Below are 7064 nucleotides of genomic sequence, written 5' to 3' on the forward strand. Positions count from 1 at the left end.
GCAAATCCTATAGCGCCGCAGACACCGCCACAATTTTACGCAAGCCTGACATCATAGAAACCATTAGCCCAGATGCGATGATAAAAGACGCGCTTAGGCATCGTCGGCACCAATGGCAGCAACTTTATGCTGCCACCAAAACGATACGTTAATCTGATTTAAGCCGTATAAAAAACAACCACGTTTACATCAAGGAACCTGATCATTATGCCCACTTCATTTTTTTGACTCGATCAGAAAATCACCTTTGAGGATGCCGATAGCTCAAATCCATTTGCCTTTAAACATTATGATGTAGATGAAATGGTGCTTGGTAAACATATGGAAGATCACCTGCGCTTTGCGATCTGTTATTGGCACAATTTTGTCTGGCCTGGTAACGACCCATTTGGTGGCGAAACTTTTTGAACGACCATGGTTTGCGTCACATTGGGATCCTGCCAAGGGCAATGCTATGGATGCCGAAAAACTGAAAGCCGATGTCGCATTTGATATCTTCAGCCTGCTGAGCACACCCTTTTTCTGCTTTCATGATGTCAATGTGTGTCCCGAAGGCACAAGCTTTGCCGAGAACACCCGTAATTGCAGGAAATAACCGACTATTTTCAGGAGAAAATGGAAGCATCCAAAGTGAAATTACTTTGGGGCACAGCAAACCTATTTTCGCATCGTCGCTATATGAGTGGTGGCGCCAACCCTAATGCGGATGTGTTCATCTTTGCCGCAGCAACAGGCAAAACCTGTCTTGACTCCACCAAGCAATTGGGGGGCGCAAATTATGTGTTATGGGGTGACCGTAAATACTATGAAACCTGGCTCAATACAGAGGTTGATCACGAAATGGATCAAATGAGCAGATTTTTGAATATGGTTGGCGATTATAAGCATAATATAGGATTTGATGGCACTATCCTGATCGAACCAAAACCACAAGAACCTAAAAAACATCAATATGATTTTGACGTTGCCACAGTATATGGATTTCTCAAGCGTTATGGACTTGATGCTGAAATCAAGGTCAATATCGAACAAGGCCACGCTATTTTAGCAGGTCATAGTTTTGAACATGAATTGGCGCTTGCCAATGCACTTGGTATTTTTGGTTCGATCGATATGAATCATAACGATTACCAGTTAGGTTGGGATACTGATCAATTTCCAAATAATGTAGCTGAGGTCGCTCTTGCCTATTATCAGATTTTAAGACATGGGGGATTTGAAAATGGCGGCACAAATTTTGATGCCAAACTTCGCCGTCAATCAATTGATCGGCAGGACCTAATATTAGCACATATTGGCGGTATGGATGTCTGCGCGCGCGGCCTTAAAGCCGCCGCCGCGATGCTCGAAGATGGAAGCTTGCAACAAAATCTTGTTGATCGCTAAGTTGGATGGGAGTCTGATTGTGGCGGCAACATCATGGATGGGAAATATGGGCTGGATAGTCTAGCCGACAAGGTGCTGGCAGAAGATTTCAACCCTGACCCCGTATAAGGCAAACAGGAATATCTGGAGAATATCGTCAACCGTTTTGTTTAGGATAGCTTAGTATAGCTTTGACTATGTTCTAGCTTCGGCGCATCCGAAGCCCATCTGGATCAAACAGAGCTTTGCGTGAAACGCTTGCGATGAAATGCGTGCCCGCAATATCGATGAAAACGTCGGTGCCATCAACTGCGCTTATGCTGTCAATATAGGCCAAAGCTACAGGACAGCCAATACGGTAGCCAAAACTTGCCGATGTCGTTTTGCCGATAATCTCGCCATCATGATAGACAGGCTCATTACCCAAAGGCACCGCATTCACATCAGCTAGACGCAAACTGACAATAGTCTGTTTTGTGGGCGTTTCCATCGCCTTTTGTATAGCTTCATAGCCAATAAATAAATGCTGCATATCAACGGTAAAACCAAGGCCAGCCATCATAGGTGACACATCTGTATCCAGCTCATGCCCATAGGCAAGAAACTGTTTTTCAATGCGCATTGATGATTGCGCCAAAGTGCCAGCAGGACGAGCACCAGCTTCGTTTAATGCGGTATAGAGCCTTTCAGCATCTTCACATGCACAGGTGAGCTCCCAGCCCGCCTCGCCAACATAAGAAAGCCTTACGGCATCAACCATGATGCCCGCAATTTCATTACGTGCATGGGTAAAATAACCAAGCTCGTCAAGCCAATCAGCGCCCAGCGATCTCATCATCACCGAAGCCTTTGGCCCCATTACGGCTATAGTCGCAAATTGAATGGTGTGATCATGTATCTCGACCTGCTCATTTGCATTGACATGTTCACGGAGCCAGGACAAATCACGCTTGATAGCTGATGAACCAACATATAGACGGTAACTCTCGTCATCAAAACGCAGACTTGTCAAATCACTCTCGATACCACCTTTTTCATTTACCATGGTCGTGTAGGTGGCGCGTCCAGCTGGTCTAGACATGTTATTGGCACAAAGGCGGTTCAGCATGGTTTCAGCATCCCGACCGGTAATGCTGATCTTGCCAAAACTTGATTGATCGAAAATGGCAACATCATTTGTCGCGTAGCTAACTTCGCGGCCAACGTGATCAAACCAATCAGGTTTCCCGAAACCAAGTTTTGGTTCATCTTGCTTTTGAAAATACATAGGGCGTTCAAACCCGAAAACCTGGCCAAAATGCGCTTTTTCTCTGACCCATGAAGCATGTAGGGGCAATGTACGAAGCCCTCGTGCACTGTGCCATTGTCGCCCGGGATAGGTGATTTCGTAATGTTTACCCAGCACCTCTGGCGCACGGCTAGCCAATGCCTCTGCGCTATTAAAGCAATCGGGGAAACGTTTGGGATCAGCTTCATAAAGGTCAGTCTGCGTCGCCCCATCAATGATGCAATCTGCTAGTGCCATCCCGGCACCGCCACCAGTTGCAATACCAACCGAATTCATTCCACAACCAAGAAACAGTCCCTTTGTTTCGGCAGTTTCGCCCAGCATAAAGCTGCCATCCGGGGTAAAGCTTTCTGGCCCATTAAGCAGCATACGTACTTCGGCTGTTTCCAACGCAGGCAATCGATGCAAGGCATTCATCATCATTGGCTCAAAATGATCCCAGTCTTCAGGCAATAGCTGAAAAGCAAAATCGTCACCAAGGCGATCTGGATCAATGGCTTTTGCCATTGGTTCAAAACAGCCAACCAGCAACCCGCCCGAATCATCACGGATATAAAGATGCCCATCATGATCTGACAAGGTTGGTAAATTGCCTTCGGCACCTGCAACGGGCTTAGTCAGCAGATAAAAATGTTCACATGGATAGACCGGTATATCGACGCCGGCCAATGCGCCGGCATTTCGACTCCACAAACCCGTACATAACGCGATAGCATCACAACGGATCGTACCTTTGTCGGTTTCAACCCCGACAATACGGCCACCTTTAGTCAGAATACCCGTTACGCCGGTATCTTCGAATATCTTTGCCCCACGCATTTTGGCACCTTTGACAAGGCCAGCGCATAAATCTGACGGACTGACCCGTCCATCATCCGGCGACCATACGGCGCCAAGCACATCCTCACCATTCATTAATGGCCATCGTTCCATTGCCTCATCTTTTGAGACTGAATAGGCTTCAACGCCAAATAGATTGGCCAAAGCTTCCTGACGTTTTATATGCACCATCCGGTCTTCATTCGTAGCAATGGAAAGCGATCCTTTATTGATCCAGCCAACATTCTGTCCAGTTTCTTCTTCTAACGTTTCATACAGACTTATCGAATAGCGAATAAGATCAGTCAGATTTCGGGTTGAGCGCAATGCGCGCACCTGGGCAGCTGAGTGCCAAGTGGTTCCGGAAGTCAGCTTGTTACGCTCAAGAAGAATGGCATCACTGATACCGCGTTTAGCTAGGTGATAAAGCGTTGAACAGCCCATTATGCCGCCACCAATAACGACAACGGATGCGTTTTCTGGCAGAGGATTACTATTATTTGTCATGTGTTAGCTTTTCCATCTTGGGTCAATACGATCAAGCATCCGCCAGAAAGCTGGCCATTCAGGATGACGCACTTTGGCACCACCTTGCGCACTCCCGCCTTCGAATTGTTCGCGTGTATGACGCATCACATCGTCAGGGATATAGCTGATCTCAGCACCTGATGCCATCGCCCGTAACTGGACATCCGAATTGCGGATAAAGACCTGATGTCTGACAAATGCCCATATTGCCGTTGGACCAGCCGTTAAAAGACCATGATTTTTCAACAGTAATGTATGATTATCTTGGCCCAAAGCTGCTTTTAAGCGCCCCTGCTCATCAGCGTTCAGAACAATGCCTTCAAAATCATGATAGCCTACACGCTCAAAAAGCTGACACCCTTCTTGAACCAATGGTATGGCTTTGGCATTGATCGCTGACATGGCCTGGCTAATCGGTTCATGCGTATGCATTACACAATGCAGATCATCAGGACGGGCACGATGAATAGCCGAATGAATCAGATAACCTGCCAAATTGATCGGCGCATCATTATTATCAAGCTTGTTTCCATCCAAATCTATGCGCACCAGATTTGAGGCGGTAATTTCGTCATAGGTCAAGCCAAAGGGATTTATAAGAAAGGTTTCAGTATCCGGAATCCTGAGGGTGATATGATTATAAACGACGCTGGTCCAGCCATAATAATGCGTTAGACGATAACAGGCAGCCAGATCAACCCGTGCATGCCATTCGGCTTCACTCATACCGGTTGGGGCTTTTGGATAGGTTACATCAAGTGCCACTGACTGCATTTTCAACTCCAAAACAACATATCTTAAAGACCACTATGACGCGCATTCTGGCACTTTATCTAGTGTTTTTTTCATATTGCGCTTCAACACCTTTAATCAGAGCAAATAACGCCTCATTCAAAGGTGTTGCTATATTATGTTTTTTACCAAGAGCTATGACAGCGCCATTGAGCGCGTCAATTTCGGTTTTGCGCATTGCCATCACATCATGCACCATTGATGGCTTATGCGTGCGATGTTCACGCCCTGCCATCTCGATAATTGCCAGAACATTCTGTGGATCAATCATAATGCCATCAGCATGGGCGACCGCACAGCTTTCCATAACCACCGCCCGCGCCAGATTAGAAAGATATACAGAATCGGCAATTGTACCGGGTGTGCCATTGACCAATGCACAGATTGCATTGATGGCGGTGTTAAACGCAACCTTGCCCCAGATGACAGTATCAATGTCATCATTAACCACGGTTGGCATATCTGCGCTAGTTAACATCGTAGCTAGTTGCGCGGCGATCTTGGCGCTATCTGACCGTGCGGCGTTAATCTGTGTCAGATGTTGTCCATGCGATACGACATGCCCAGGGCCAAGTAAATCCGCAGGGGCTGTTGTTGTTCCATATATTACCCGTTCATATCCAACAAAATCCGCCAATAGATCATCGTTACCAAGCCCATTCTGCACACTGACCAAACATGTTGCATCGTCAATCATATGCGACACAGCCCTAATAGCTTCGGCTGTTGCGCCTGTTTTGGTAAAAACAAATATTATGTCAAATGGCACATATGTGTCGGTTGGGGCGATTGTTGGTACCTTGATCATGCTCTCACCACTATCGCGCACCAACCTCAATCCAGAACGGCATACAGCATTGCGATGCGCTTCATTGCGGATTACCAAAGTCACATTATGACCAGCATCCGCTAACGCACCGCCAAAAAGCGACCCTAACGCCCCTACCCCAATAAATCCTAACTTCATGACAGATACATTTTTATTTTCATTCGTCGCTACTAACTATCTTCTTTTGCCATTTGACGCGCAACGACGCGTTCGCGATGAAACAAATAAACACCACTCGCAATAATGATAAATGTACCCACGAACGTCGTATCGGCAGGCGTATCATTAAAAAATAGATAGCCAAATAAGGCGGCCGTGACGATTTCAACATATTGGAACGGTGCCAGCACGCTAGCAGGGGCATTCTGTGTTGAAAAAACAATGAACATATGGCCAATGGTCGAGGCTATGCCCATGCCCACAATCCACTTAATATGACGACTATCTGTAGACAAAAAGCCTGTCCCCGGAATATCAGCAAACTGCCCTAAAATCATAACTATGCCCAACGCAATAACGGCAACCAAACCAACGACAAACTGCATTTGAAACGGATGCGCAACCGATGAAATGCGGCTTGTAAATATCATGTAAAATGCCATTGATACGGCTGACACAAGTGGTAGCAAAGCTGGCCACCCAAAAATCACGAAGCTTGGCTGCAAAACCATCATGGCTCCGATCAAACCAAATATAATTGCAAAAATACGCCGCATACGGATCGTTTCGCCCAGTATCAGAACCGATAAACCTGTCAAAATAAGAGGCTGGACAAAAAAGATCGCAATCGCTTCGGCCAATGGAAGATGCTGAATGGCCCAGAAAAAACAGAATGTAGCGATCACAAGCGTAATGCCGCGCATACATTGTATGGCCAAAGTGCCAGGCGGAATCGTCCACAGTCGATTATAGATTACCAAAGGCAGTAAAAGACATATCTGCATAAAGAACCGAAAAAATGTGACTTGTAACGGATCAAAGCTCCGCCCTAGCGTTTTGGCACAGACATCAATAGCCGGAATAATCAACATGGCAAGGCAAATCTGAAGGATGCCTTTTGACATAGACGAATTGGCGGACACGCCGAGCAAAACAGAACGGTCAGACATAGGCCGGTATCATTCTATAATCATATTGTGGTGACATCTGATCTTTAACCGGGAAGCTTTTGTGTCAGCACATAACGCAAAATATCAGCAACAGCCTTTGGGTCTTCGGCAACAGCTAGGGCGGCGGCATCAACCTCCTTTAAGGCATGTTGATGTTCTGCACCATGCAGAACAATAAGTGATTTACCAAGGGCGGCCGCATAGCCTGCGTCAAATGCCGCATTCCACTGTTTATATTTTTCGCCGAATCTTACAACAACGATATCGGCGTCCTGAATAGCTTTTCGTGTACGGATTGCATTGACCATGGCGCCTTTATGATCGTGCCAATATT

Annotated in this window: 5 protein-coding genes and 1 pseudogene; 1 reads left to right on the forward strand and 5 read right to left on the reverse strand. The window is 46.4% G+C overall.

The annotated features are described in order from the left end of the window. The first annotated feature begins 240 nt into the window (after positions 1-240). Positions 241-1494, forward strand: a pseudogene (gene xylA, locus ACTF7Q_RS09705) (xylose isomerase). A gap of 73 nt (positions 1495-1567) precedes the next feature. Here xylA and ACTF7Q_RS09710 read toward each other — a convergent pair. The 5 genes from ACTF7Q_RS09710 to ACTF7Q_RS09730 all read right to left on the reverse strand — a co-directional run. Next, positions 1568-3979, reverse strand: a complete 2412-nt coding sequence (locus tag ACTF7Q_RS09710; RefSeq protein WP_438997637.1) for a GcvT family protein — start codon at positions 3977-3979, stop codon at positions 1568-1570. 3 nt (positions 3980-3982) lie between these two features. Further along, entirely contained in the window at positions 3983-4774 is a 792-nt protein-coding gene (locus tag ACTF7Q_RS09715) for a class II aldolase/adducin family protein (RefSeq protein ID WP_438997638.1), read from the reverse strand. 55 nt (positions 4775-4829) lie between these two features. Further along, positions 4830-5759, reverse strand: a complete 930-nt coding sequence (locus ACTF7Q_RS09720; RefSeq protein ID WP_438997639.1) for a ketopantoate reductase family protein — start codon at positions 5757-5759, stop codon at positions 4830-4832. Between the two features lie 32 nt (positions 5760-5791). Then, entirely contained in the window at positions 5792-6730 is a 939-nt protein-coding gene (locus tag ACTF7Q_RS09725) for a DMT family transporter (protein ID WP_438997640.1), read from the reverse strand. Between the two features lie 44 nt (positions 6731-6774). Beyond that, a partial coding sequence (locus ACTF7Q_RS09730) for a YtoQ family protein (protein WP_438997641.1) occupies positions 6775-7064 on the reverse strand: 290 nt, incomplete at its 5' end.

Source organism: Puniceispirillum sp. (SeqCode) (assembly GCF_965657105.1).
In the GTDB taxonomy this organism is placed as follows: domain Bacteria; phylum Pseudomonadota; class Alphaproteobacteria; order Puniceispirillales; family Puniceispirillaceae; genus Puniceispirillum.